The sequence below is a fragment of the Actinomycetospora sp. CA-084318 genome, from assembly GCF_050955885.1.
Lineage (GTDB): Bacteria > Actinomycetota > Actinomycetes > Mycobacteriales > Pseudonocardiaceae > Actinomycetospora.
Genome location: NZ_CP192098.1, coordinates 2,140,858 through 2,165,523, shown reverse-complemented (window position 1 = coordinate 2,165,523; position 24,666 = coordinate 2,140,858). Strand labels below are relative to the sequence as shown.

Genomic DNA, 24,666 nt, shown 5'->3' with positions numbered 1-24,666 from the left:
GTTCCGGCGGGTCAGCGGCCGCGGGCCGGGGCGCGGGGATTGAAGTCGAGGGCGACGTCGAGCCAGAACCGCATCTGCTCGTCGTCGTCGACGCGGTCCGCCGACACCGTGAGCCAGCTCGGCCCCATCGAGCGGCCGGCACCCATCTCGGCCTGTTCGGCGCCGTGGTCGGCGACGAGCTCGGCCGACCGGGCCGGGTCGACACGGACGAGCAGGTCACCGCTGCCGCGGACGTTGACCAGGATCTTGTCGTCCACCATGAACGACACGCCGCCGAACATGCGCTTCTCCGCGAACGGCACCGTGAGGTTCTCCCGCACCCGGGCCGCGACGTCGTCCTCCATGGCGTGAGTGTGCCGCGCGTGCCGGACACGGCGTAAGACCACAGCTCTCGGCTCGAGATCCTGTTCTGCGGAGCGAAGTGCGCGGCCAGCGAGCACATCGCGCGGCGCGTCGTGATCTTGCCGGGCGAAGAACCGGGCGATCAGGCGTTGGCCACCAGGTGCTCCAGCCGCGCCGCCACGTGCGCCCGCGCCGCCTCGGTGCGCGTCGGGAGGTGGCCCGAGCCGAACAGCGGCTCCCCCGGCTCGACGTCGCGCAGCAGCTGCCGCGCGAGGGTCTGCCGGTGCACCTCGGTGGGCCCGTCGGCGATCGCCATGACCTGTGCGTCGACCATCATCGCGGAGAACGGCATCTCGTTGGAGATCCCGAGGGCGCCGTGCAGCTGCATCGCCCGCTGCACGACGTCGTGGTAGACGCGCGGCATCGCGACCTTGACCGCGGCGATGTCCTTGCGCACGGCGCGGTAGTCCTGGTGCTTGTCGATCAACCAGGCCGTGCGCAGCAGCAGGAGCCGGAACTGCTCGAGGTCGAGCCAGCTCTCGGCCACCTTGTCCTGGGTGGACTGCAGGTCGGCGAGCCGGCCGTGCCGGGTGGTGCGCGAGACCGCCCGCTCCAGCATCAGGTCGAACGCGCGCCGCATCTGGGCGATGGTGCGCATGCCGTGGTGGATGCGGCCGCCGCCGAGCCGGGTCTGCGCGATCGCGAAGGCCTCGCCCGGCTCCCCGAGCAGGTGGTCGCCGGGCACGCGCACGCCGGCGTAGCGCAGGTAGGCGTGGCTGGAGTGCTCGGGCGACTCGGTGCCGACCCCGGCGTCACGGATGATCTCCACCCCCGGCGTCTCCCGCGGCACGATGAACATCGACATCGAGCGGTGCGGCGGCGCGTCGGGGTCGGTGACCACCATGACGATGAGGAACGCCGCATGGCGCGCGTTCGAGGAGAACCACTTCTCGCCGTCGATCACCCACGAGTCGCCGTCGCGCACCGCGCGGGTCGTGAACAGCGTCGGGTCGGCGCCCGCGTGCGGCTCGGTCATCGAGTAGCAGGACGAGATCTCGCCGTCGAGCAGCGGCTGCAGGTACCGCTGCTTCTGCTCCGGGGTCCCGAAGCGGGCGAGGATCTCGGCGTTGCCCGAGTCGGGCGCCTGGCAGCCGAACACCGACGGCGCCCACCGCGACCGGCCGAGCAGCTCGTTCAGCAGCGCCAGCTTGACCTGGCCGTACCCCTGGCCGCCCAGCTCCGGCCCGAGGTGCGCCGCCCACAGCCCCTGCGCGCGGACCTCGTCGCGCAGCGGGGCGACGAGCCGACGCGCGGTCTCGTCGGTCTTGTCGTACGGGTCGCCGAGGACGAGGTCGAGCGGCTCGACCTCGTCGCGGACGAACGCGTCGACCCAGTCGAGCTTCGCCTGGAAGTCCGGCTCGGTGCTGAAGTCCCACATCAGACGTTCCCCTTCGTCCGGTCGCCGTCCGCCGTGCCCATCCTGTCCTGCCGCGGAGCTCCGGGGCCGACGCCCTCGCCACCGGCGAGGCCCTCGATCTGGAACGCGAGCTGCGCGACGAGCAGCGCGTCGAAGCGCCGCAGGTCGAGCCCGGTGAGGTGCTGGATCCGGCCCAGCCGGTACCGGACGGTGTTCTCGTGCACGCCCAGTGCGCCGGCCGCGGCGCGCACCTGGGCCCCGGCGGCGAGGTAGGCCCGGAGGGTCGCGACGAGGTCGCCGCCCGAGCTCTCGTCGCTGCGCCGCAACGGGCCGAGGTTCTGCTCGGCGAAGCGGACGGCGGCGCCCGCCTTGTCGGCGCTGACGACGAGCCGCACGGTGTCGAACTCGTCGACCGCGACGACCTCCGCGGCTCCGCCGAACGCCCGGACGATCTCGTCGACCTCCCGGGTGCCGGCGAGCGCGCCCGGGAGCCCCTCGGGATCGCCCACCACCCCGGACACGACGATCCGGCGGATCCCGGTGGCGGCCTCGACCCGGTCGAGCTCGCCGTGCAGGTGCACCCGGAGGGCCCGGGCGCGCGCGGCCGGGTCGCCCGGGAGCGCCACGAGGCCGACCACCGCGTCCGGCTCGAGATGGGTCGCCACCACGTGCTCGAGCGCCGCCGCCACCGGGCCGCGCGCGTCGACGGGAGCCGTCCCGGGCCTCGTCGGGAAGCGGACCAGGACGTGGGCGGGCTCGAGGTCGAGCCCGGAGCGGGCGGCGAGCCGCCGGAGGTCGTCGAGCGGGCGCGTGCCGCGCAGCAGGTCGGCGAGGACGTCCTCCCGCGTGCGGGCGAGGACGCGTTCGACGCGGACGTCGCCGGCGAGCCGCAGCGAGACCATCCCGGCGGCCTGCTCGACGAGCACGGCGTCCGCGGGCCGCAGCCGCCGCCCGAGCTCGCCGACGTCGAGGTAGCCGGCCGGCTCGCCGTCGACCACGAGGACCGCGAGCAGGTGCCGTCGCACGAGACCGTGCACGGGAACGGGCGGGAGGACCGTCGAGGGCTGCCGCGGACCGAGTCCGGCGACCAACGGCGCCACGGCGGCACACGACCACGCCGCGGCGGGCAGCACCGGGGGCCGGGCGAGCCCGAACACCGCCGGGGCCGACCAGCACCGGACGCCCAGGTCGGGCTCGCGCAGCGCCACCGGCAGCCCCAGCAGCCCCGCGACCCGCTCCACGAGACGGCCGACGTCCATGCCGCTCAGGGCGCCCTCGGTGAGCCCGGCGAGCCGGCGTGGGAGGTCGTCGACGTCGTCGACGGCACCGGCGACAGCGCTGTCGACGGAACTCGTCATGGCTTTCCGACACCTCCGCCGATGCCTTGACCCGCTGTGATGGACAGCACTACCGTCGCAGCCCTAACGATCGTTAGGCAACCCCGAAATCCGAGGGACAGAGGTGACCCACCATGGACGTCGGCGTGCTGCTCGTCTTCCAGAACTGGCACGAGGACCTGACCGACGCGGAGATGTTCCGCCAGGAGGCAGAGCTCGGAGTGCTCGCCGAGGAATGGGGCTTCGACTCCGTCTGGGCCGCTGAGCACCACTTCGACGACTACTCGATGTGCCCGGACAACCTGCAGCTGATGAGCTACCTCGCGGCGCGGACGAGCCGGATCAAGCTCGGCACGGGCGCGGTGATCCTGCCGTGGAACGACCCGCTGCGCGTCGTCGAGAAGGTGACGATGCTGGACATCCTCTCCGAGGGACGGGCCGTCTTCGGGATGGGCCGCGGGCTCGCGAAGATGGAGTACGAGGGCTTCCGCCAGGACATGAACGAGTCGCGCGGCCGGTTCGACGAGGCCGCCCCGCTCATCCTCGACGGTCTGCGCAACGGCTACGTCGAGGGCGCCGGCCCGTACTTCGCGCAGCCCCGGGTCGAGATCCGCCCGGCACCGGAGGCCGGTCGGGACTGGACCGACCGCCTCTACGGCGTGGCGATGTCGCCGGACTCCGTCCCCGCCGTCGCGAAGGTCGGCGCGCGGATGATGACCTTCATGCAGTACCCGGCCGAGATGCACGTCCCGGCCATCGAGCGCTACCGCGAGTGCTTCCGCGCCGACCACGGCATCGAGCCCGGTCCGGTGCTCACCCAGGACTTCATCTACTGCCACGAGGACGCCGACGAGGCCGAGGGCATCGCCCGCGACTACCTCTCGCGCTACTTCCTCTCCGTGGTCAAGCACTACGACTTCGCCGGCAAGCACTGGCGCGAGACCAAGGGGTACGAGGCCTACCAGGCGGGCGCCGACATGATCCGCGAGGCGGGGATGGAGGCCGCGGCCGCGGGCTACGCCGACACCCAGATCTTCGGCACCCCCGAGCAGATCGTCGAGAAGTACCGCCATCGGTTGGAGCTGTTCGGCGACCACCAGCCCAACGTCGCGCCGTCGTTCGCCGGATTGCCCTTCGACAAGGTGCGGGCCAGCCTGAAGCTCTTCAGCGAGAAGGTGGTCCCGGAGCTCCACAAGATGGGCGTGAAGACCGCCGTTCCCGCCTGACGACGCCCGGTCCGGCCGTGGTCGTCGTCCGGCGACCACGGCCGGGACCTGCTGATGAAGGGGGCGTGAGGCGGGTGGCAGGCTACGTCGCCATGGACGCCGGTGGCGGGCCGCCTCGCACGGGAACGCGGCGCAGCGAACTCATCGCGCTGGCCGGCCGGATGTTCCGCGAGCACGGCTACCACGGCGTCGGGATGCGGGCGCTCGCCGACGCCGCCGGGATCCAGGCCGCGTCGCTCTACCACCACTTCCGCAACAAGGAGGAGCTCCTCCTCCAGACGATCTTCGTCGTGGACCGCGACCTGATCGTCGAGCAGCTCCCCCTCCTCGACGGCCCGGGGCACCACGCCGAACGGCTGGCCGAGCTGGTGCGGGCCCACGTGCGCCACATCGGTGCCAACCGCGACGCCTGGTACGTCGCCGGCCGCGAGCTGCGGGCGCTGAGCCCGGAACGCCAGGAGGCCGTCCAGTCCTACCGCCGCGACTACCAGCGGCGGATCGCCCGGCACCTCGCCGAGGGCGTGGCGGCCGGCGAGTTCGACTGCCCCGACCCGCGGCTCGCGACGCTCGCGCTCCTCGACCTCATCAACGGCCCCCACGAGTGGTTCGAGCCGGCCGGCCGGCTGACGATCGAGGAGATCGCCGACCGCTACGCGGAGATGGTCGTGCGGCAGCTCTCCCCGCTCGCGCAGCCGGCGACCACCGGCTGACCCTCAGCCCGCCGCGCGTGAGCGCGGCCGCGGTGCCCCGAAGGACGCGAGCAGGCCGCCGTCGACGGCCACCGTCGACCCTGTCATGTAGCTCGCGCCCGCCACGGCGCAGATGACCTCCGCGATCTCCTCGGCGCGCCCCACCCGGCCCATCGGGATGCCGTCGACGATGGCCTGCCGGGCGGCGGGCGGGATGCCCGCCGTCATCTCGGTGTCGACGAAGCCGGGCACGACGAGGTTGACGCGCACGCCCTGCGGGGCGAGCTCGACGGCGAGAGTGGACGTCAGCCCGGACAGGCCCGCCTTCGCCGAGCCGTACGCCGCGTCGCCGGGGAAGCCGCGGAGCCCGACGACGGCGCCGACGTTCACCACCGACGAGCCGTCGACCAGCAGGCGCCGCACCGCCCGCGCGACCCGGAAGGCCCCGGTCAGGTTGGTGCCGATGACCTCCTGCCACGCCTCGTCGCCGAGCCGCTCGAGGCGGCCGCCGCGGTGCACCCCCGCGGCCTGGACGAGGGCGTCGACCGCACCCGAGTCCTGCTCCACCGCCGTGACGGCCCGCTCGACGGAGTCCGGGTCCGCGACGTCGACCGCCACCGGACGCACCCGGTCGCGCACCCCCGCCGGCCAGGAGTCCCGGTCGACGGTGCGGGCGAGCACGTGCACGGTGTCGCCCCCGGCCAGGGCCCGGTCGACGACGGCCCGCCCGATCCCGCGCGAGCCGCCGGTGACGACCCAGTTCCGTCCCATGCTCAGCCGTCCAGGCCCTTCAGGTAGGCGAGCAGCTCGGCGCGGTAGCGCTCCCCGTCCTCCAGGAACGGGGCGTGGCCGACCCCCTCGAACTCCACGAGCCGGGCGTCGGGGAAGAGCTCCACCGACGCCGCGACGGCGGAGAACGGGACGAAGCCGTCCTGGTGCCCGCCCGTCACGAGGACCGGGCACCCGATGGTCGGCAGGATGTCGCGCTGGTCGATGTGCGCGAGGTCGCGCAGTGAGGCGTCCGCCGCGGGGCCCGCCTGGAGGAAGGCGTGCCAGATGGCGAGCACGGCCGGCTCCCCCACGGGCTTCGCGCAGACCGCGTCGGCCACCGCGCGGAACGTGCCCGGCCGGTCGGCGGCGAGCCCGGCGAGCACGCCCTCGACGTCGTCCGGCGTCCCGCCGTGCGGCCAGCCGTCCGCGGCGGTGTAGCGGGGCGTGGCCCCGTTGGTGAGGACGAGGCCGCCCAGGTCCGCCCCCAGTCGGTGGGCCGCCTCCACGACGACCGCGCCGCCCAGCGACCAGCCGTTCAGCACCGGCCGCTGCAGCCCGAGGTGCGCCACGAGGGCCACGACGTCGCCGGCGATCGCGCCGATCGAGGTGTCGGCGAAGTCCTGGTCGGAGCGTCCGCAGGCCCGGTGCTCGATCGTCACGACGGTGTGGTCGGCGGCCCGCAGCGCCCCGAGCACCGTGTCCCAGCAGCGGGCGTTCGCGCCCCAGCCGTGCACCAGCACGACCGGCCGCCCGGAACCCCGGTGGTGCTCGTAGTAGACGTGCCTGCCGTCCTCCACCTCGAGGAACGCCATCGTCGGATCACTCCTTCTCGTCGTGCGCGTAGCGGCCGCGCAGCGCCCGCTTGTCCGTCTTGCCGACACTCGTGCGCGGGAGGGCGTCGACGAGGACGACCTCCTCGGGGAGCCACCAGCGCGGCACCCTCGTCGCGAGCCGCTCCCGCAGCGCCGCGCCGTCGACGGCCGCCCCCTCGCGGGCCACGACGACGGCGAGCGGGCGTTCCTGCCACCGCGGGTGCGGCACGGCGACGACCGCCGCGTCCGCGACGTCGTCGTCCTCGAGCAGCGCCTGCTCCAGGGCGAGCGAGCTGATCCACTCGCCGCCGCTCTTGATGAGGTCCTTGGTGCGGTCGACGACGTGCAGCCACCCGTCGTGGTCGATGGTGGCGACGTCGCCGGTGCGCAGCCAGCCGTCGACGAAGCGGTCGGGGGCCTCGTCGAGGTAGTAGGAGGTGGCGACCCACGGGCCGCGCACGAGCAGCTCGCCGGCCGCGGCCCCGTCGTGCGGGAGCTCGCGCCCGTCGCCGTCGACGATCCGCCACTGCAGGCCCGGCAGGAGGCGGCCCTGGCTCCGGGTGCGTCGGACCCGTTCCTCGCGGTCGTCGGGCGGGTCGGGGTCGCGGGTGAAGGTCGCCATCGGCGAGATCTCGGTCATCCCCCAGCCCTGGAAGACCGGGACCCCGAGGTCGTCGAACGCGCGGATCAGGTCGGTCGGCGGGGTCGACCCGCCGAGCACCAGGGCGCGGAGCGACGACAGGTCCGTCCCGTGGGTGCGCACGTGCGCCAGCAGGTCGGTGGCGACCGTGGGCACCATCCCGAGGTAGGTGACCCGCTCCCGCTCGAGGATCCCGGCGATCTCCGCGACGGTCGGGCGCGGTCCGGGGAGGACCTGCGCGGCCCCGGTGAACGTCGCCGCGAACGGCACGCCCCAGGCGTTGGCATGGAACATCGGCACCACGTGCAGCACCGTGTCGCGCGCGGAGATGGCGTGACCGTCGGACAGGCAGGCCGCGAAGGTGTGCAGGGAGAGCCCACGGTGGGTGTAGCCCACGCCCTTGGGGCGGCCCGTGGTGCCGGAGGTGTAGCAGAGCACCGCCAGGTCGTCCTCGGTGCGCCTGGGATCGGGGAGCTCCGGGGCGCCACCGGCGATCAGCTCCTCGTAGGCGTCCCCCGAGTCGATCACGCCCAGCTCGGGGCGGACGCCGTCGAGCAGCCCGACGACGTCGGCGTCGGCCACGATGAGCCGGTCGTCGGCGTGCCCGGCGATGTAGGCGATCTCCTCCGCGGACAGCCGCAGGTTCAGGGTGTGCAGCACGGCGCCGGCCAGCGGGACCGCGGCGTAGAGCTCGAGGTGCCGGTGGTGGTTCCAGCACAGCGACCCGACCCGGTCGCCGGGCCGGACCCCGAGCGCCCGCAGCGCGGACGCCAGCCGCAGGACGCGGTCGTGGTACCGGGCGTAGTCGTAGCGCAGGACCTCCCGGCCGTGCTCGTAGGCGACGATGCCCCGGTGCGGGTGGTGCTCCCGGGCCCGCTCGGCGAAGTCGGTGACGAGCAGTCCGGTCACAGCGCCGCGCGCACCTGCGGGAGCACCTTCTCGGCCAGGTAGGCGATCCGTTCCGACCCGCTCGCCACCGGCTCCCCGGGCAGCATCGCCCAGAAGTGCACGTCGCGGATCTGCGGGGTACTGCGGAGCAGCTCGGTGAAGTGCGGGACCGCCGTCCCGGCGTCCATCAGCTGGTAGGCGCCGGCGTCGACGATCTGCTGCGGGTCGGTGAACCGCGGCGTGCTCTCCGGCGGGCCGAACGCGCCCCAGGAGATGTACTCGTTGAGCTGGTAGAGCGCGTGCTCCCCGATGCTCGCCCACACCTTCTCGGGGTCCTCGGCCACGATCGCCCACTGCCCGGCGTAGATCCGGGCCTCGTCGGCGGGGCGGCCGACCCGCGCGCAGGCGTCCAGGTAGCTGCGGTGGTGCACGTTCTGGGTGGAGAGGAAGCCGTCGGCGATCCGGGCCGCCCGCTCGATCGCGACGTCGGCCATGGCGCCGACCAGCAGCTTCGGCGGCGTCTCCGGCACCGGGGTGACGGGCAGCGGCGGCAGCCGGTAGCGCCTCCCCGCGTAACCCGCCGCCGACCCGGACCACGCCGTGCGGATCAGCTCGACGCCCTCCTCGAGCAGGCTCGGGCGCTGCTTCAGCACCCGGCCGAACGCCTCGAACTCGCGCGCCCAGTACCCCTGCCCGACCCCGAGGTCGAAGCGGCCGCCGGAGAGCAGCGACAGCGTCGCGGCGTCCTCCGCGAGCCGGACCGGGTCGTGCAGCGGCGAGACGATGAGGTTGGTGCCGATCCGCATCCGCTGCGTGCGCTGCGCGATCGCCGAGCCGAGCACGAACGGCGAGGGGCTGTACCCGTCGTCGCAGAAGTGGTGCTCGGTGAGCCACACCGAGTCGAGGCCCAGCGACTCGGCCCACGCGATCTGGTCGAGCACCTCGGCGTAGAACGCGCTGAAGGAGCGCCCGGCGTCCGGGTTGCGGAAGTCGTACCAGAGTCCGAAGTCGGGAGCCGCCGTCTCAGCCATGGCGGCACTGTCCCGACGACCGCCGCCTCTGTCACCGCACCGGAGAGCCCGCCGTTGTCGACTCCTTCAACGTCCCCCGATGCCGGATCTCGATCGTCCGCCCGCCCGAGGACTAGCCTCGACCGCCGTGCCCACCGATGCGGACCTCGTCGACGTCGCGGCGCTGCGGGCCTGGGGCCGCGGGCAGGGCCTTCCCGACGACGGCCCCGAGGGACTCACGCGCATCGGCGGCGGCACCCAGAACGTGGTCCTCGGCCTGCGCTGGGGCGGGCGTGACCTCGTGCTGCGCCGCCCGCCGGAGCACCCGCGCCCGAGCAGCAACGCCACGATCGCCCGCGAGATCCGGGTCCTCTCGGCGCTCGCCGGGACCGACGTGGCGCACCCGGCGTTCGTCGCGGGCTGCACCGACGAGAGCGTCCTCGGCGTCGTCTTCTACCTGATGGAGCGTGTCGACGGCGACAACCCCGGCGAGGTCGTCGCCCCGCTCTACCGCGACTCCCCCGACGCGCGCCGGGCCGCCGGACTGGACGCCGCGGCCGCGCTCGCGCGCCTCGCCGCGGTCGACCACGAGGCCGTCGGGCTCGGTGACCTCGGCCGGCCGGCCGGGTTCCTGGAGCGCCAGGTGAAGCGCTGGCTCGACCACCTCGCGTCCTACGACGCCGTCCCCGGCTACGGCGACGACCCGCTCCCGCACGTGCCGGAGCTTGCCCGCTGGCTCGACGCCCACCGGCCCGACGACTCGGCCCCCGGGCTGGTGCACGGCGACTACCACCTCAACAACGTGCTCCTCGACCGGGCCGCACCGCGCGTGGCGGCGATCGTCGACTGGGAGATGTGCACGGTCGGCGACCCGCTGCTCGACCTCGGCTGGCTCCTCGTGACCTGGCCCGAGGGGCACGGCGACGAGGTCACCGGCGCGGCCCTCGCCGCCCTCGGCGGGCTGCCCGGGCGCGACGACCTCGTCGCCGCCTACGCCGCCGGCAGCGACCGCGACCTGTCCGCGATCGACTGGTACACGGTCCTCGCCGGGTTCAAGTTCGCGATCGTCATCGAGGGCACGCAGGCGCGGGCGCTCGCCGGCCAGGCCGACCCGGCGGTCGGACAGCGCCTGCACCGCGCGGCCGTGCATGCCCTGGAACGGGTCGCCGCACTCACGTAGGGTCCGTAGTCGTCAGCTTCCTGACGACGGGAGTGGTCCAGTGCGCGCGGTGGTGCTGTCCGGTGGACTGACCCACGACTTCCCGGCGACCACGGCGTGCCTCACCGCCGAGCTGGACGCCGTCGGGCTCACGGCCGAGGTGCACACCGAGGTCGACGACGCCCTCCTCGCGCTCGAGGGCGTCGCGCTCCTCGTCGTGAACGCGCTGCGGTGGACGATGACGAATGCCGGGGTCCCGGAGCGCTACCGGGCGCAGGCCGAGGCCGAGGGGGCGACCCCGTCGCCGGAGGCCCGCGCGGCGTTCGACGCGCATCTCGCGGGCGGCGGCGGGCTGCTCGCGATGCACACCGCCCCGATCTGCTTCGACGACTGGCCGGAGTGGGCCGACGCGCTCGGCGCCCGGTGGGTCTGGGGCCGCTCGCAGCACCCGCCGCTCGGGCCGGAGGTCGACGTCGACGTCTGTGGCGACCACCCGATCGTCGACGGGCTCGGCGGCTTCACCCTCGTCGACGAGGTCTATGGCGACCTGGAGTTCCGGGCTCCCGTCGACCCGCTCCTCGAGGCCGCCCAGCCCGACGGACGGGTCATGCCGCTGCTGTGGGCCCGGGAACACGGCGGCGGGCGCGTCGTCGTCGACCTGCTGGGACACCACCCGCCCTCGTACGCGGTACCCGAGCACGCCGAGATGGTGCGCCGCGCGATCCGGTGGACGTGCCGTGCCTGAGCTGTCGCTCAGCGCGGGGAGCGTGCTCGACCTCGCCCCGGCCGACGTCGTCGAGTGCGCCGCGGCGGCGGGCTACGACCTGGCCGGGGTCCGCCTCGCCGACCCCCGACGCGAGGCCCCGGCCGTCGCGGCGGCGCTGGCGCGGACCGGGCTGGGCCTGCTCGACGTCGAGGTGGTGCGGCTCGGGCCGGCCCCGCTGACCGACCACCACCGCGCCCTCGCGGACGCGGCCGCCACGCTCGGAGCCCGCTTCCTCCTGACGGTCGCCGACCACGACGACGAGGCGCTCGCCGTCGAGCAGGTGACGGCGCTGATCGACCACCTGCGCAGCTCGGACACCCGCGTCGCCCTCGAGTCGATGGCGTTCACGGGTCTCCGACGACGCGCGGACGCCGAGCGCGTGGCGCGGGCCGCGGGCGCCCGGGTCCTGCTCGACCCGCTCCACCTGCACCGTGCGGGCGACGACCTCGGCGCGCCCGCCTCGGAGGTGGTCGGCTATGCGCAGCTCACCGACGCTCCGGACGCGTCTCCCGGCACGGACTTGGCGCACGAGGCCCGGCACCTCCGGCTGCCGCCGGGCCAGGGCGGGCTCGACCTGGACCGCTTCCTGACGACGCTGCCGGCGGACCTGCCGCTCTCCGTCGAGGTCCAGTCCGACGCGCTGCTGGAGACGGCACCGCACGAGCGGGCGGCGACGCTGCTGGCGGCGACGCGGACTGTGCTGACGAGGAGGAGCTGAGCGTGGGACGGGCGATCGCGGGGATGTCCGTGCTGGTGACGGGCGGGGGCTCGGGTCTCGGCGAGGGCGTCGTCGAGCGCCTGACCGGCCTCGGGGCGCGCGTGACCGTCACCGGGCGTCGTCGGGAACGGGTGGAGGCCGTGGCGGCGCGGACCGGTGCCCGGGGCGTCGTCGGGGACGTGACCGACGAGGCCGACCGGCACGCCATGGTCGACGCGGCGGTGGCGCACGGCGGCGGGCTCGGCGCCGTCGTCCATGCGGCCGGGAACATGTACCGCGGGCCGCTCGCGGAGCTGACCGCCGAGGGCCTGCACGACGTGTTCGCCTCGAACACCATCGCGCCGATGCTGCTGACCGGGCTCGCGCTGCCGCACCTCGTCGCGGCGGGGGGCGCGGTCGTGTTCTTCGGCTCGGTGCACACCCAGCGCGCGTTCCCGGGCGCCTCCCCCTACGCCGCGACGAAGGGGGCGCTCGAGACGCTGACCGGGGTGCTGGCCGCCGAGCTCGGGCCGCAGGGCGTGCGCGTGAGCTGCGTGCGGCCCGGCGGGGTGCTCACCGAGATCAACCAGCGAGCCGGGGTGTTCGACGACGCGACGGCGGCCGAACGGATGGAGTCGCTCGGGCCGGCGCACGCCCTGGGGCGGCCGGGCACGGTCGAGGAGGTGGCCGAGGCGGTCGAGTACCTGCTCACCGCGGAGTGGGTCACCGGGAACGTGCTCACCGTCGACGGCGGGCTGGGCCTCGGGGTGACGCAGGCCTGAGCGCTACCGGCGGCGTCGTCGGGCGGGTCGCGCCCCGCCGAGCTGGAGCAGCGCGGCGGGGATGCCGTGGTCGTCGCGCAGGCGCCGCAGGGCGGGCTCGTTCTCCCAGAAGTGCTCGAAGTCGTCGGGGGCGAGCTTCTCCGCGATCAGGTGCATCGCGATGTCGTGGCGGACGTACTCGACGGCGACGAGGACGACGGCCGGGTCGTCGGTGAACACGCCCCACGCGTCGTCGCCGACCACCCCGCCGATGACGGCCTGCTCGCGGTCGGCGGCGACCACCAGCAGCCGGCAGCCGAGGTTCTCCAGCACCACCTCGGGGCTGGAGTAGCGGTGGACCGTGGTGCGGCCGACCGGCTCCGGGTCGTCGCCGAAACTCACCACCGACACGTCGACGCCGTCGGTCTCGGCCCGGCGCGCCGCCGGCTTGAGCGACGCGATCTCGCCCGGCCAGCCGGAGAGGAACAGGTCGTCGCGGGCGGCACCGACGACGTCCTCGGCCCGCTCGAGCAGCGCGGCCCGGTCGGTGAGGGTGTGGACGATGCGCACCTGCGGCGGCGCCGCGATCTGCGGGAGCGCGTCGGACAGCGCGTCCATCGAGGCGTCGAAGTCGCGGCGCATCCGGTCGAGCAGCGCCGAGGGCGGCAGCGACAGGTAGCCGACGCCGGACTCGCCGGCCCGGACCTCGTACGCCGCGCCCCGCGCGACGAGCTTGCCGAGCGTCTCGTACACCGTGCTGCGCGGGACGCCCGACCGCTTGGCCACCTCGTAGCCGTTCAGCGGCGTCCCGGCGCCCACGAGCGCGACGTAGGCCTTCGCCTCGTAGCCCGACATCCCGAGGCGGCCGAGTTCGTCGATGACGCCCTGCTGCGACATGCTCGTCATGATCCCAGGTCGTCAGGTCTCGAGCTGGGAGCGCGCCCGCGGCATCGCGTTGAGCGCGCCGCGGGTGATCCCGCCGTCGACCGCGAGCGTCTGCCCGGTGACGTAGGCGGCCCGGTCGGAGCCGAGGAAGAGGACCGTGTCGGCCACGTCCTGCGCCGTGCCCAGACGACCCAGCGGGACCCGGCCGGAGCGCAGCCGCCGCACCTCGGGGTCGGCGTAGATCGCGTCGGACATCCCGGCGTCGATCAGTCCGGGGGCCACCGCGTTCACCCGGATCCCGTGGGCGCCCCACTCCAGCGCCATGTGCTCGGTCAGCATCACGACCCCGGCCTTCGACGCGGTGTACGCGCCCGCGCCCGGGGCGGCGGCGAGGCCGTTGATCGAGGAGATGTTGACGATCGAGCCGCCGAGCCCCTCGTCGATCATCCGGGCCGCGGCGGCCCGGGCGACGAGGAAGGTGCCGGTGAGGTTGACGTCGAGGGCGGTGCGCCAGTCGGCGGCGCTCAGCTCCAGGAGGGGCCCGAACCGGACCACCCCGGCGTTGTTCACGACGAGCGCGGGGGCCTCGGGGAGGGCGGCCACGGCGGCCCGGACGGCGTCGTCGTCGGTGATGTCGACGCGGGAGGGCACGCATGCCTCGCCGATCGCCGTAGCGCTGGCCCGGACGGCCGACTCGTCGACGTCCCAGGCCGCGACGCGGTAGCCGTCCTTGGCCGCGTGGCGCGCGAGCACCGCCCCGATCCCGCTGCCCGCCCCGGTGATCACGGCCCAGCTCGTCACTCGGTACTCCTCCTGCTCGCCGTGCGGTCGTCGTGCTCCGGGTAACGACGCTAGTGAGTGTCGGTCCCCGCGTCTATGGTGCGAGGTGGCACACGGAGCGCGAATCCGTAGTCGTCAGACGGCGCACGACGCAGGAGGCACCATGTCCGGCATCCTCATCCGGGGCGGCACGCTGATCGACGGGACCGGGTCGCCCGCGCGGGCCGGCGAGGACGTCCTGCTGCGCGACGGGCGGGTCGCGGCGATCGGTCCCTCCCTGCCGATCGAGCCCGACACCGAGGTCGTCGAGGCGGCCGGCCGGACCGTGATGCCCGGCCTGATCGACGCGCACACCCACCTGACGTTCGGCGAGCCGACCGGCAACGACGAGCTGTTCAACCACCGCACCGAGGCCTACAGCTCGATGCTCTCGGCCTACAACGCCCGGAAGGTGCTGCGCGCCGGCGTCACCAGCGTGCTCGACGCCGACTGCCTGTGGAACATCGGCGTGGAGCTCCGCGAGGCCATCGAGTCGGGCATCGTCGAGGGCCCGCGGATGCGCGCGGGCGGCCAGGCGCTCATGACGATGCTCGGCGGCACCGCGGGCCGGATGATCCGCGACGAGGGCACCACCGGCTACGCCACGGTGGTCACCGGGCGGGACGTGATGGTCAACGAGATCCGCCGGCAGATCAAGTACGGCGTCGACTGGATCAAGATCATGGTCACCGGGCTGATCCCCTCGATGAAGGGGCCGGAGGTCAAGGTCTGGAACATCGACGAGCTGCGCACCGTGTGCGACACCGCGCACGAGCTGAACACCAAGGTCGTCGCGCACTGCCGCAACTCCGACTCGACGCGCGACGCCGCCCGCGCCGGGGTCGACCTGATCTACCACGCGTCCTACGTCGACGACGAGGCGCTGGAGGCCGTGATGGAGGCGGGCAGCGCGCTGTGCCCGACGTTCACGCTGCTGGGCAACCTCGCCGACTACGGCGCGAAGATCGGCACCGCGCCGGAGCTGCTCGACGTGTTCCGCGCGGAGATCGAGGTGACGGCGAAGCAGCTCGCGAAGGCCCACGCGGCGGGCGTCCCGTTCCTCGCCGGCTCGGAGACCGGGTTCGCCGTGACGCCGGTCGGCGAGTGGCACGCCCGCGAGCTCGAGATGTTCGTCGAGTACATGGGCATGACGCCGATGGAGGCGATCGTCGCCGCCACCCGCAACGGCGCCTTCGCGATGCGCGCCGAGGGCGAGCTGGGGACGCTCGAGGTCGGGCGGATCGCCGACGTGCTCGTCGTCGACGGGGACCCGCTGCGCGACGTCCGGGTGCTGCAGGACAAGGAGCGGATCGTCGAGGTGATCAAGGACGGGCGCCGCATCGACATCACGACGCCCATCCCGGAGCGCACGCAGCGCGCCTCGGACCAGGTGCGCTTCCTCGCCGCCTGCCCGCTGACCCGCTCGCTCGCGCTCACCGAGGACGACCTCGAGCGGCTCTCGCATGTCTGACGGCTCGGCGGCGGACGTCCTCGACGTGCACGCCCACGCGGTGCTCGCCGCGTCGGAGGGCGCGGCGGGCGCGGCCGGGCCGGAGCTCGGGGCGCTGGAGGACGGCACGCCGTTCTACCGCGTCGGCGACTACGTACTGCGCGGCGTGCGCTACGCGGGCAGCCCGTTCATGGACGTCGACGTGCGGCTCGCGGCGATGGACCGGGCGGGCATCGGACGGCAGCTGCTCTCCCCCAACCCGCTGACGTACTTCGGCGACCTGCCCGTGGCCGACGCGGTCGCCTTCGCGCAGCAGTACAACGACGGGTTGGCTGCTCTCGTCGCTGAGCACCCGTCGCGCCTTCTGGCGGCCGCCCAGGTGCCGGTGCAGGACGTGGGCGCGGCGGTGGCGGAGGCCCGGCGGGCGGTGCGCGACCTCGGGATGGTGGCGGTCTACCTCGACACCGACCCGGCCGGGCGGACGCTGGACGACCCGGCGCTCGACCCGCTGTACGAGGCACTCGTCGAGCTGGACGTCCCGCTGTTCGTGCACCCCTCTCCGCTCGGTCCGGGTGGTCCGCCCGCCGACCCCCGGCTGCGGCGCTTCGACCTCGACCTGCAGTGCGGGTTCGCCTACGACGAGACGTTGGCGGTCGCGGCGCTCGTGTTCGGCGGTGTGCTGGAGCGGCACCCGTCGTTGGACGTCTGCTTGTCGCACGGCGGTGGAGCGGCGGCGTTCGTGGCGGGGCGGTTCGCGCGGGCCGTCCGCAAGCGACCGTGGGCCTCGGCCGCTCTGCGCGAGCACGGGTTCGACCACTTCTTCCGCCGCCTGTGGCTCGACGTGCACGTGCACGACGAGGGGTCGCTGGAACTGCTCTGCGCGCGGGCGGACCCCGACCGCCTCGTGTTCGGCACCAACTTCGCCGGGTGGGACTCCGACGCCGACGACACCCCGACGGGTCCGTGGGCGGCACGGCTGACCGCGAACGCCGAGCGGCTGCTGCGGCTGCCCTGACGCTGGCGCGTGCGCCGCTCGAGGTGCACACCAGGCATGGTCGCGTGCCCACCGAGCTGCCTCACGTCATTCTCGCAACCGTGGCTCCGTCGCGCCGCATCCATCGTTGCGCGCCGCACACGGTCCGGACCCGCCACCCCACGCCTCACCGGCGTTGCGTCACGCACACGGCGCGGACCCGTCACACCACCCCTCACTGGCGTTGCGTCGCGCAGACGGCGCGGGCGACGAGGGGTCGACCCCGTCCACCGGTGCGCGACGCGACGGACTCGTCAGGGCCAGCGAAGGTGACATCAGGCATGGTCTGGCGCCCGCCGAGCTGCTTGGTGTCACCCTCGCGACGACGTGGCGCCGGGCCCCCACACCATCGTTGCGTCGCGCACACGGCGAGGACTTGTCACACGGCATAGCCCCCACGTTGCGTCCCGCAACCCGCGGGCGCCGAGAGGGCGAACCCGCCGACCGTGTGCGCGACGCACGACGCCGCCCGGCACAGGCAACCCCGCCGACCGTGCGCGTCCCGCAACCCGCGGGCGCCGAGGGGACGACCCTGCCGTCCGTGTGCGTCCCGCAACCCGCGAGCGCCGAGAGGGCGACCCTGCCGACCGTGTGCGCGACGCACGACGCGGCCCGGCACGGGTCGGTCCTGCCCACCGTGTGCGCGACGCACGAGACACCCCGGGAGCCGGCCGCGGCGGACGTCGTCAGGAACGCAGCGGACGACCGGCCGTCTCGCGGAGCGCGAGCACCGCGGGCAGCGAGACCAGGGCCAGCAGGATCACGTAGAACGCGCCGACCATGGTGCTGCCGGTGACCCCGCCCAACCACGTGAGCAGGTAGGGCGCGGAGCCGCCGAAGAGCGCGACGGACAGGTTGTAGGTGATGCCGTGGCCGCTGACGCGGACGTTCGTCGGGAACTGCTCGGTCAGCGCCGCGTTGATCACCGCCGCGTACGCGCCGGCGAGCAGACCGAACAGCACGAGTCCGCACGCGATCAGGCCGAAGGTGCCCGACGTGATGAGCAGGAAGCTCGGGTAGGCCAGCAGGAGCAGCCCGAGCCCGCTGGTGAGGAGCACCGGCTTGCGGCCGACGCGGTCGGAGATCCATGCGCCCGCGACCTCCGCGACCAGGCACGCCGCGAGGGCGATCAGCGACGGCGCGAAGGCCTGGACGCCGGTGAGGGCGAGGCTCTTCGTCGCGAAGCTCGGGAGGTAGCCGACGATCATGTAGAACGACGACGCGTTCACCGCGACCAGGCAGAACGCGACGACGAGCAGGCGCCGGGCCGCGCGTCCGCTCAGTGCGGCGCGCACCGGGTTGGCGGCGCGGGCGGACTCCCGGCGCAGGGCGACGAAGAACGGCGTCTCGTCGAGCCGGCGGCGGATGAACAGCCCGACCAGGCCCAGCGGCAGCGCGACCAGCAGCGGGATCCGCCAGCCCCACGCCTGCATGTCCGCGGTGGACAGGGTCAGCAGAAGGATGCCAGGCAGCAGACTGCCGAGCAGGGTCCCGACGACCGACCCGACCGAGATCATCCCGACGAACAGGCCGCGGCGGTGGTCGGGTGCGTGCTCGGCGACGAACGACACCGCGCCGGAGATCTCGCCGCCCGCCGACACGCCCTGCACGAACCGCAGCAGGACCAGCAGGACCGGCGCGGCCACACCGATCGCGGCGTACCCGGGCAGCAGGCCCATCAGCGTCGTCGCGACCGACATCAGCAGCACGGTGAGCGCGAGGGTGCCGCGCCGGCCGATACGGTCGCCGACCGCGCCCCAGACGAACCCGCCCAGCGGCCGGGCGAAGAACGCGACCGCGAACACCGCGAGGGCCGAGAGCAGGCCCGTCGTCGGGTCGACCGCCGGGAAGAACACCGCCGCGAGCGTCGTCGCGAGCACCGCGTAGACCGAGAACTCGTAGAACTCGACGAGCGACCCGATCACCCCGCCGAGCAGCAGGCGGCGCAGCGCCCGCTGGGTCGCCGGGTCGTCCGACCTCGCGGTGACGGGGGTGGGGTCGAGCGCGGACATCGGGCCTCCCGGGGTCAGGGGTCAGAGCAGGCCGGCGTAGGCGCCGCCGTCGACGGGCACCGCCGCGCCGGTGACGAAGCCCGCGGCCTCCGAGCAGAGGAAGGTCACCAGCGCGGCGCACTCCTGCGGCGTCCCGAGCCGCCCGGCCGGGACCCCGGCGAGCGCCGAGGCCAGGGCGTCCGGGTCGGTGTAGACGCCGCGGACGCGGTCGGTGTCGTGCAGGCCGGGGAGCACGGAGTTCACGGTGACGCCCTGCGCGGCGATCTCGCGGGCGAGCGTGCGCAGGAACCCGGTCGCCCCGGCCCGGGCGGTGTTCGACGGCGCGAGGTTCGCGTACGGCTGCCGCACCCCGAGCGAGGTGATCGCGACGATGCGTCCCCAGCCCTGGGCGGTCATCGTCGGGACCGCCGCCTGGCACATCGCGACGACGGCGAGCAGGCTGCGGTCGACCGCGACGCGGTAGTCGTCGAGGGTCGTGTCCGCCACGCGGCCGGGGCCGGGACCGGGGCCGTTCACGACGAGGACGTCGAGGCCGCCGAGCCGGTCGGTCGCCTCCATGACGAAGCCCGACGCCGCCTCGGGCACGGTGAGGTCGGCGACGGTCCAGTCGGCGCCGAGCTCCTCGGCCGCGGCCCGCGCACGGCCCTCGTCGGACCCGCAGAGCACGACCCGCGCGCCCTCGGCGACCAGCGCCGCCGCGCACGCGCGCCCCAGACCGGCCGTCCCCGCCGCCACCGCAGCGCGGCGTCCGCGCAGCCCCAGGTCCATGTCCGCCTCTCCCCCGACGTCAGAAGACGTCGATCTCCTCGCCGGTGTCCGCGTCGACGAGCTGCACGGCGCCGGACGGGCACGCCCGGGCCAGCTCCAGAGCCTGCTCGTCCGGCGGGCTCGGCGCACCGGGCACGATCTCGGCGACCTCCTCGGCGTCGAAGCGGAAGACGTCCGGCCGCTCGGCGACGCACCGTCCCGAGCTGATGCACACCTCGCCGTCGACGACGATGCGGTAGCTCATCGCGCACCGCCCAGCAGCACGGGATAGGTGCCCCAGTAGGGCCGGGCGGTGGCGGCGTCGGGCTCCGGCGGGCGCTCCGGGTCGCGACGGACACCGGCCTCGAACAGCTGCTGCACGGCGCCGGTGACCAGGCCGGTCAGGTGCGACGACGGGTCGACGCCGGGGCCGGCGACCACGCCGGCGGCGAGGTCCTGGCCGATGCACACGTGCATCCCGGCCGCGAAGCTCAGACCGAACGGCCCGACGCCGGGCGGCACGACCCGGTCGGGGTCGAACTCGGCGGCGTCCGGCCCGAACACCGACGCGTCGCGGTTCACGGCGTGCAGGTCGACGACCACGGTGTCGCCCTCGGCGATCTCGACCCCGGACCGCAGCCGCACCGGCGCGAGCGCCCGTCGTCGGCCGACCGGGCTCGACGGGTTGAGTCGCACCGTCTCGTGCACGCAGCGCTGGACGAACAGCGGATCCCGCCACCGGCCGGCGTCGTCGGGACGGCGCTCCAGCCAGGTGAGCAGGTGGTCGACGGTCCGGACGAACGCCGTCGCGCTCGTGTGCCCGCCCGCGAGCAGGAAGAACGCGACCTCGCGCCGGACCACGTGCCGGGGCAGGCCGAGCTCGTCGCCGTGGCGCAGCAGCGTCGTCAGGACGTCCGCCGGGACCTCGACGTCCTCCCCCGCCGCCTCGGCCGCGAGGAGGGCGCGGCGGCGCTCGAGCGAGGGCGTCAGGAACTCGACGTCCCAGTCCTCGAGGGCCTGCGCGACGGCGGCCGCGGTCGCCTCCCGGTCGCCCGTCCCGTGCGCGAGCGTGGCGCCCTGGATGAACCGGAGCATGTACGCGTGCAGCCGGTCGGTCTCCGCCGCCGTGCCCTCCGGCCGGTCCACCCCGGCGGTGAGCGCAGCCAGGTTCAGCATCAGCTCGTGGCCCAGGTGCACGAGGTCGGCCCCGCCCGCCTCGACGTACGGGGCGAGGGTCCGCCCGACGATGCCCGGGAACAGGTCGCGCTCGTAGTGCTCGACGATCGCGCGCCGGAAGAGTCGGTTCTCCACCCGGCGGCGGTCGCGGTGCTCGGTCCCGTGCAGGTTCACCAGCACGTCGGCCATCACGACCTCGCCCTCGTCGTAGAGGGACTGCCGGAGGTCGCGGCTGCGGTAGACGTCCTTCGCGTCGGCGAACGTGTCGACGGTGACGGTCATCGGTCCTCCTCGCTCCGGCCCGCGGGACGCTAGTCGTCAGCCCACTGACGCCGCAACGAGCCGTTGTCCCTTCCCGCAGGAGCCCACCGTCGTTAGGGTCGGAACGCCGACGACGCCGGACCGAGGGAGCGCTCATGTCGACCATCACCCTCGACCGCTACGCCGACGTCCGCGACGCCTTCCGGCGCCACGAACTCGCCCAGGCGCTCTACGACGCCGGCGGCGTGGTGATGGCCGACTGCCTGCTCGTGCTGCACGGGGCGGAGCACCGGGTCCGACGGCGGGTCGAGAACCGCCTCTTCCGCCGCGGCACGTTCCGGCACTGGGAGCGGGAGTTCCTGCGCGACGTCGTCGTCGACACCCTGCGGCCCTTCACGACGACGGGTCGGGCCGACCTGATCGAGCTCGGCTACCGGACGATCATGACGCTCACCGCGATGGTGGCCGGGGTCGACCGGCCGACCGGCTCGGTCGCCGAGACCGACGCGCTCTACCGGTTCGCGAAGAAGTTCTCCGAGGGCGCGACCCTGGTGCACACGACCCGCGACGCCGACGAGGTCCGGGCGGAGGTCGCCGCCGCGCTCGACGAGTTCGACCGCGACTTCCTGCAGCCCTCGATCGCCCGCCGCACCGCGCTGCTGGACCGCCTCGCGGCCGGGGAGATCGCCGAGGACGAGCTCCCCCGCGACGTCCTCACCGCTCTGCTGCGCCACCGCGACGAACTCGGCCTGTCCGACGACGCGATCCGCCGCGAGTGCGCCTTCTACCTGCAGGCCGGCTCGCACAGCACCGCGGACGCCTTCAGCCACGCCGCCGACGACTGGTTCGCGTGGTCGGCCCGGGAGCCGGAGGCCGCCGGCCGCGCGCGGCACGATCCGGCGCTGCTGCAGGCGTGCGTGTACGAGACGTTGCGGCTGCACCCGGCGAGCCCGGTGGCGCAGCGGCGGGCCGAGTCGGCGATCGCCCTGCGCAACGGCACGGAGGTGCCGGAGGGGACGGTCGTCGTGCTGGACATCGCCGCCGCGAACCGCGACGCGACCGTGTTCGACCGGCCGGAGGAGTACGACCCGACCCGCGACGTGCCCGCCGAGGTCCCGCGCTGGGGCCACGCCTTCGGCGGCGGGATGCACGCGTGCATCGGCACCGAGCTGGCGGGCGGGGTGCCGGTGGACTCGAACGACGACGGGTCGCAGGTCCTCGGCACCGTCACGCTCATGCTGGAGGCGTTGCTCGCCGCGGGCGCCCGCCCCGACCCCGAGCACCCGGCGCAGCGCGACCCGCACTCCGCGCGCGACCACTTCGCGTCCTACCCCGTGCTGTTCGGCCGATGAGCATGCCGGCGGCGCTCGCCCGCTTCCTCGACGCGGTCGAGGCGCGCGACGCCCGGGCCGCCGGGGCGTGCTTCGCCGACGACGCCCCGTACGCGAACGTGCCGCACCCGCCCGTCGTCGGGCCGGACGGGGTGCGGGAGATGCTCGCGCCGGTCCTGGACCGCTCCGAGCAGGTGCGGTGGGAGATCGTCACCTCGGCGCTCTCCGAAGAACGCTGCTTCCTCGAGCGCGTCGACCGGTTCGTGATCGACGGCCGCGAGTACGCCGTGGCCTGCACGGCGGTCGTCGAGATCGACCCGGCGGCGGACCGGATCACCGCCTTCCGCGATTACGTCGACCTCGGCGAATGGCGCGCGCGCCTGGCCGAGGCGTTCACGCCCTGAACCACCCGTCACCGAGGAGGACCCGATGCCCGCGATGCTGCGAGGACTCGAGGGGAAGACCGTCCTGATCACCGGCGCCGCGAAGGGGCAGGGCCTGAGCCACGCCCTGGCGTTCGCCGACGCGGGCGCGGACGTCGCCGCCCTCGACATCACCGACCCGATCGACGACATCTATCCGCTGGCCACGGCGGACATGCTCGAGGCGACCGTGCAGGCCGTCGAGGCGAAGGGCCGGCGCTGCCTGCCGCTGCCCTGCGACCTGCGCGACGAGGCCCAGGTCGAGGCGAGCGTGGCCAAGGCGCTCGGCTACTTCGACAACCGCATCGACATCGTCGTGAACAACGCCGGGGTCGCTGCACTGGACACCATCCAGGGCATGCGCTCGCACGTGCTCGACGCCGTGATCGACACGATCGTCAAGGGGCACATGTACGTCGCCAAGTACGTCGTGCCGAGCATGATCGGCCACCGGAGCGGCAAGATCATCAACATCTCGTCCGGCGTGACCGGGTCCGGCCACGCGCAGCTGTCGCACTACGTCGCCGCCAAGCACGCGATCCAGGGCCTGACCTCCGCGTGGGCGTTCGAGCTCGCCGAGTTCGACATCAACGTCAACGCGATCGCCCCGGCGACGATCAAGCCGGGTGAGGGCCAGGGCTCGGGCATGGTGCTCGGCCTGGCCGGCGAGGTCGGCATGACCCCCGACGACGCCTACGAGATGTTCTCCGCCGCCGGCAACATGCCGGGACCGAAGTGGCGCACCGAGGTCTCCGACATCACCGACGCCGTGCTGTTCCTGGCCTCCGACAACGCCGATCAGATCACCGGTCACGTCCTGCGCGTCGACGCCGGGCAGGGGGCGAAGTGAGGTGAGCGCCGACGCCGATCTCGTCGCGGAGCTGGCGGACCTGCGACGGCGGGTGGAGCGGTTGGAGAGCGAGTCCGCGATCCATGCCCTGCGCAACCGTTTCCACGAGTTCGTCAACACCGACCGCTGGGACGAGATCGGCGGGCTGTTCGCCGAGGACGCCGTGCTCGACTACTCCTACCTCGGCTCCGCATCGGGTCGCGCGGAGATCACGGCGTTCTTCGCGGCCATCCCGCGTCTGCTCCCGGCGGCGGAGGGACGGCCGTTCGTGCGGCAGTTCATCCACGGGCACGACGTCGAGGTCGACGGCGACACCGCCCGCGGCACGAGCTTCCTGCTGGCGACCCCGATCTACCACGGCGAGAGCTTCCTGCTCGCCGGGCGCTTCACGGACACCTACGTGCGTCGAGGGGAGGTCTGGTCCTTCGCCTCGGTCACGCTCGACGTCGACTACTCGGTGCCGATCCGCGAGGGCTGGGCGGGCGAGGACCGACACCGGATGCGGCTGTGAGTCAGCGCGCGCCGGCCAGCTGGGTGTCGATCCAGGCGTCGTGCGACCGCTGCCGGCCCTGCGCGTCGGTGTAGCCGCAGGCACGGTTGGTGATCACGTCCGGGTGGGCCGGGTCGCCGAACACGGGTGGGCCGTCGAGGTCGCAGGTGGGTGTGATCGGCGCGGTGACGGCGGTCGGGCTCTCGACGGCGGCGGGCGCCGTCGCCGGGACCGGGGCGGGCGCCGCGAGCGCGTAGGTCGCCGAGCACATCAGCCCGGCCACGGCGGCCGCGCCGAGCGGGAGGTGGACACGACGTGCCGTGCCCTGCTGGTGGTGCCGCCCCATGGTGTCCCCCGACCTCGATCCGTCGACCGGTGGTTCGGGATGACCGCCTTCGGCGTTATCGAACCGTCACCTGGTGCACCCGATCGAGGGCCTCCGCGAGTCGTCCTGCAGGAACCCAGGCACTGGTGCGCACCGAAGATCACGACGCGCCGAGCGATCTGCTCGGTGAGAGCGCGCAGATCGCTCGGCTCGTCGTGATCATGCCGTGGCCGACCCCTGCCAGGACTCCTGCGACGGGCCGCCGCAGGTCGCCTCGCAGAACCGATGCCGGCGGCACCGGTTCTGCGACGTGGCCCGCGAACCGACGTCACCCTCAGCGACGGGCCGCC

At 74.0% G+C, this 24,666-nt stretch carries 26 protein-coding genes; 12 read left to right on the top strand and 14 right to left on the bottom strand.

What is annotated here, in order from left to right:
• Nucleotides 1–11: 11 nt before the first annotated feature.
• The 3 genes from ACQPYX_RS10615 to ACQPYX_RS10605 form a co-directional block, all read right to left on the bottom strand.
• Nucleotides 12–344, bottom strand: coding sequence for a TfoX/Sxy family protein (locus ACQPYX_RS10615; RefSeq protein WP_433802873.1), 333 nt, complete (start codon nucleotides 342–344; stop codon nucleotides 12–14).
• A gap of 140 nt (nucleotides 345–484) precedes the next feature.
• Nucleotides 485–1,780 (bottom strand): acyl-CoA dehydrogenase family protein, encoded by a 1,296-nt coding sequence (locus ACQPYX_RS10610; RefSeq protein ID WP_433802872.1) that lies wholly within the window; start codon nucleotides 1,778–1,780, stop codon nucleotides 485–487.
• On the bottom strand, nucleotides 1,780–3,117 hold the full coding sequence (locus tag ACQPYX_RS10605; RefSeq protein ID WP_433802871.1) for a PucR family transcriptional regulator: 1,338 nt from the start codon (nucleotides 3,115–3,117) through the stop codon (nucleotides 1,780–1,782). The genes ACQPYX_RS10610 and ACQPYX_RS10605 overlap by 1 nt, the downstream gene beginning before the upstream one ends.
• A gap of 113 nt (nucleotides 3,118–3,230) precedes the next feature.
• On the opposite strand from ACQPYX_RS10605, the gene ACQPYX_RS10600 reads away from it, so the two are divergent.
• Both ACQPYX_RS10600 and ACQPYX_RS10595 read left to right on the top strand, forming a co-directional pair.
• Nucleotides 3,231–4,322, top strand: a complete 1,092-nt coding sequence (locus ACQPYX_RS10600; RefSeq protein WP_433802870.1) for an LLM class flavin-dependent oxidoreductase — start codon at nucleotides 3,231–3,233, stop codon at nucleotides 4,320–4,322.
• 65 nt (nucleotides 4,323–4,387) lie between these two features.
• On the top strand, nucleotides 4,388–5,032 hold the full coding sequence (locus ACQPYX_RS10595; protein WP_433802869.1) for a TetR/AcrR family transcriptional regulator: 645 nt from the start codon (nucleotides 4,388–4,390) through the stop codon (nucleotides 5,030–5,032).
• Between the two features lie 3 nt (nucleotides 5,033–5,035).
• Here the strand turns inward: ACQPYX_RS10595 and ACQPYX_RS10590 are convergent, their stop codons facing one another.
• Genes ACQPYX_RS10590 through ACQPYX_RS10575 form a run of 4 tightly spaced genes read right to left on the bottom strand, consistent with a single transcriptional unit; the run spans nucleotide 5,036 to nucleotide 9,153 of the window.
• Nucleotides 5,036–5,782 (bottom strand): SDR family oxidoreductase, encoded by a 747-nt coding sequence (locus ACQPYX_RS10590; RefSeq protein WP_433802868.1) that lies wholly within the window; start codon nucleotides 5,780–5,782, stop codon nucleotides 5,036–5,038.
• Between the two features lie 2 nt (nucleotides 5,783–5,784).
• Nucleotides 5,785–6,594 (bottom strand): alpha/beta fold hydrolase, encoded by an 810-nt coding sequence (locus ACQPYX_RS10585; RefSeq protein ID WP_433802867.1) that lies wholly within the window; start codon nucleotides 6,592–6,594, stop codon nucleotides 5,785–5,787.
• A gap of 7 nt (nucleotides 6,595–6,601) precedes the next feature.
• Nucleotides 6,602–8,143: a long-chain-fatty-acid--CoA ligase gene (locus ACQPYX_RS10580; RefSeq protein ID WP_433802866.1), complete on the bottom strand. Its 1,542-nt coding sequence runs from the start codon at nucleotides 8,141–8,143 to the stop codon at nucleotides 6,602–6,604.
• On the bottom strand, nucleotides 8,140–9,153 hold the full coding sequence (locus ACQPYX_RS10575) for an LLM class flavin-dependent oxidoreductase (protein ID WP_433802865.1): 1,014 nt from the start codon (nucleotides 9,151–9,153) through the stop codon (nucleotides 8,140–8,142). Before ACQPYX_RS10575 ends, ACQPYX_RS10580 begins: the two co-directional genes overlap by 4 nt.
• Before the next feature lie 127 nt (nucleotides 9,154–9,280).
• Between ACQPYX_RS10575 and ACQPYX_RS10570 the strand changes: the two genes are divergently transcribed.
• Genes ACQPYX_RS10570 through ACQPYX_RS10555 form a run of 4 tightly spaced genes read left to right on the top strand, consistent with a single transcriptional unit; the run spans nucleotide 9,281 to nucleotide 12,536 of the window.
• Nucleotides 9,281–10,312 (top strand): phosphotransferase family protein, encoded by a 1,032-nt coding sequence (locus ACQPYX_RS10570; protein ID WP_433802864.1) that lies wholly within the window; start codon nucleotides 9,281–9,283, stop codon nucleotides 10,310–10,312.
• 40 nt (nucleotides 10,313–10,352) lie between these two features.
• On the top strand, nucleotides 10,353–11,036 hold the full coding sequence (locus tag ACQPYX_RS10565) for a ThuA domain-containing protein (RefSeq protein ID WP_433802863.1): 684 nt from the start codon (nucleotides 10,353–10,355) through the stop codon (nucleotides 11,034–11,036).
• Nucleotides 11,029–11,775 carry a sugar phosphate isomerase/epimerase family protein gene (locus tag ACQPYX_RS10560; RefSeq protein WP_433802862.1) on the top strand — a complete coding sequence of 249 codons (747 nt, stop codon included), beginning with the start codon at nucleotides 11,029–11,031 and terminating at the stop codon, nucleotides 11,773–11,775. Before ACQPYX_RS10565 ends, ACQPYX_RS10560 begins: the two co-directional genes overlap by 8 nt.
• A 2-nt stretch (nucleotides 11,776–11,777) precedes the next feature.
• Complete coding sequence (locus tag ACQPYX_RS10555) at nucleotides 11,778–12,536, top strand: SDR family NAD(P)-dependent oxidoreductase (protein ID WP_433802861.1); 759 nt, start codon at nucleotides 11,778–11,780, stop codon at nucleotides 12,534–12,536.
• 3 nt (nucleotides 12,537–12,539) lie between these two features.
• Here ACQPYX_RS10555 and ACQPYX_RS10550 read toward each other — a convergent pair whose 3' ends face one another.
• Both ACQPYX_RS10550 and ACQPYX_RS10545 read right to left on the bottom strand, forming a co-directional pair.
• On the bottom strand, nucleotides 12,540–13,412 hold the full coding sequence (locus tag ACQPYX_RS10550; protein WP_433802860.1) for a TrmB family transcriptional regulator: 873 nt from the start codon (nucleotides 13,410–13,412) through the stop codon (nucleotides 12,540–12,542).
• A gap of 21 nt (nucleotides 13,413–13,433) precedes the next feature.
• Nucleotides 13,434–14,201, bottom strand: a complete 768-nt coding sequence (locus ACQPYX_RS10545) for an SDR family NAD(P)-dependent oxidoreductase (RefSeq protein WP_433802859.1) — start codon at nucleotides 14,199–14,201, stop codon at nucleotides 13,434–13,436.
• Nucleotides 14,202–14,343: 142 nt separating this feature from the next.
• Between ACQPYX_RS10545 and ACQPYX_RS10540 the strand changes: the two genes are divergently transcribed.
• Both ACQPYX_RS10540 and ACQPYX_RS10535 read left to right on the top strand, forming a co-directional pair.
• Complete coding sequence (locus ACQPYX_RS10540) at nucleotides 14,344–15,690, top strand: amidohydrolase family protein (protein ID WP_433802858.1); 1,347 nt, start codon at nucleotides 14,344–14,346, stop codon at nucleotides 15,688–15,690.
• Nucleotides 15,683–16,684, top strand: a complete 1,002-nt coding sequence (locus ACQPYX_RS10535) for an amidohydrolase family protein (protein WP_433802857.1) — start codon at nucleotides 15,683–15,685, stop codon at nucleotides 16,682–16,684. The genes ACQPYX_RS10540 and ACQPYX_RS10535 overlap by 8 nt, the downstream gene beginning before the upstream one ends.
• A gap of 704 nt (nucleotides 16,685–17,388) precedes the next feature.
• On the opposite strand, the gene ACQPYX_RS10530 is transcribed toward ACQPYX_RS10535, so the two are convergent.
• Genes ACQPYX_RS10530 through ACQPYX_RS10515 form a run of 4 tightly spaced genes read right to left on the bottom strand, consistent with a single transcriptional unit; the run spans nucleotide 17,389 to nucleotide 20,919 of the window.
• Nucleotides 17,389–18,714 carry an MFS transporter gene (locus ACQPYX_RS10530; RefSeq protein WP_433802856.1) on the bottom strand — a complete coding sequence of 442 codons (1,326 nt, stop codon included), beginning with the start codon at nucleotides 18,712–18,714 and terminating at the stop codon, nucleotides 17,389–17,391.
• Nucleotides 18,715–18,735: 21 nt separating this feature from the next.
• On the bottom strand, nucleotides 18,736–19,482 hold the full coding sequence (locus ACQPYX_RS10525) for an SDR family oxidoreductase (protein WP_433802855.1): 747 nt from the start codon (nucleotides 19,480–19,482) through the stop codon (nucleotides 18,736–18,738).
• A gap of 19 nt (nucleotides 19,483–19,501) precedes the next feature.
• Nucleotides 19,502–19,726 (bottom strand): ferredoxin, encoded by a 225-nt coding sequence (locus ACQPYX_RS10520; RefSeq protein WP_433802854.1) that lies wholly within the window; start codon nucleotides 19,724–19,726, stop codon nucleotides 19,502–19,504.
• Nucleotides 19,723–20,919, bottom strand: coding sequence for a cytochrome P450 (locus ACQPYX_RS10515; RefSeq protein ID WP_433802853.1), 1,197 nt, complete (start codon nucleotides 20,917–20,919; stop codon nucleotides 19,723–19,725). Before ACQPYX_RS10515 ends, ACQPYX_RS10520 begins: the two co-directional genes overlap by 4 nt.
• A gap of 134 nt (nucleotides 20,920–21,053) precedes the next feature.
• Here ACQPYX_RS10515 and ACQPYX_RS10510 point away from each other — a divergent pair, with 134 nt between their 5' ends.
• From ACQPYX_RS10510 to ACQPYX_RS10495, 4 genes are read left to right on the top strand one after another with little or no spacing between them, the layout of a single operon-like run.
• Entirely contained in the window at nucleotides 21,054–22,250 is a 1,197-nt protein-coding gene (locus ACQPYX_RS10510; RefSeq protein ID WP_433802852.1) for a cytochrome P450, read from the top strand.
• The gene (locus ACQPYX_RS10505) at nucleotides 22,247–22,633 is read left to right on the top strand and encodes a nuclear transport factor 2 family protein (RefSeq protein ID WP_433802851.1); all 387 of its coding nucleotides are present in this window, start codon (nucleotides 22,247–22,249) and stop codon (nucleotides 22,631–22,633) included. The genes ACQPYX_RS10510 and ACQPYX_RS10505 overlap by 4 nt, the downstream gene beginning before the upstream one ends.
• Before the next feature lie 25 nt (nucleotides 22,634–22,658).
• Nucleotides 22,659–23,501 carry an SDR family NAD(P)-dependent oxidoreductase gene (locus ACQPYX_RS10500; protein WP_230752696.1) on the top strand — a complete coding sequence of 281 codons (843 nt, stop codon included), beginning with the start codon at nucleotides 22,659–22,661 and terminating at the stop codon, nucleotides 23,499–23,501.
• Between the two features lies 1 nt (nucleotide 23,502).
• Nucleotides 23,503–24,012 (top strand): nuclear transport factor 2 family protein, encoded by a 510-nt coding sequence (locus ACQPYX_RS10495; RefSeq protein WP_433802850.1) that lies wholly within the window; start codon nucleotides 23,503–23,505, stop codon nucleotides 24,010–24,012.
• Nucleotide 24,013: 1 nt separating this feature from the next.
• Here ACQPYX_RS10495 and ACQPYX_RS10490 read toward each other — a convergent pair whose 3' ends face one another.
• On the bottom strand, nucleotides 24,014–24,337 hold the full coding sequence (locus tag ACQPYX_RS10490; protein WP_433802849.1) for a hypothetical protein: 324 nt from the start codon (nucleotides 24,335–24,337) through the stop codon (nucleotides 24,014–24,016).
• Nucleotides 24,338–24,666 lie beyond the last annotated feature (329 nt).